1 protein-coding gene is annotated in these 468 nt (G+C 63.9%); it reads right to left on the bottom strand.

Annotated elements, in window-relative coordinates; genetic code table 11:
* Positions 1-468: class II aldolase/adducin family protein (locus EOA86_RS38005; RefSeq protein ID WP_164892478.1), on the bottom strand; the 468-nt coding region annotated here is incomplete at both ends.

The following is a 468-nucleotide window of genomic DNA, read 5'->3' as shown; positions in this document are numbered from 1 at the left end:
TCCCTGGCGAATTTCTCGACGTGTTGGCGGATGACGGATTTGTAGTCGCCGATCTTGTCTGCGTCGGGCGCCGGCAGCGCCATCGGTCCGGTCTTGATGCGGATCGACAGGTCGGGTGTCGACACGCCGCGCCCGGCATAGTCGGCAATCCTGGCCGAATTGATGAAATCCACGATCGCGTCCGAGGTGCGGAAATCGCTGATCATGCGGTCGAAGCGGGCTTCGCCGCGCGCTACCGCCACCGCGCCGCGCAGCATCGGCGCAATGTCCGCAGGCTTGGCCAGCCTGGCCGGCAAGGCGGTTTTTTCGGCAAGCGGCTTGCCGTGGCTGGCGATGAACTCCTCGGCGGCGTTCACATAGTGGATCATCCGGTCGTAGGCCTGTTTGGCATCGTCGCCGAACGTGAAAATGCCATGCTTGTCGAGGATCAGGCCCTCGACCGTCGGGTCGGCGTCAAAGACATCGGCC

Source organism: Mesorhizobium sp. M5C.F.Ca.IN.020.32.2.1 (assembly GCF_004023105.1).
GTDB classification, from domain to species: domain Bacteria; phylum Pseudomonadota; class Alphaproteobacteria; order Rhizobiales; family Rhizobiaceae; genus Mesorhizobium; species Mesorhizobium wenxiniae.
The sequence above is the reverse complement of the archived record's forward strand: the minus strand, read 5'-3'. Positions and strand labels throughout refer to the sequence as shown.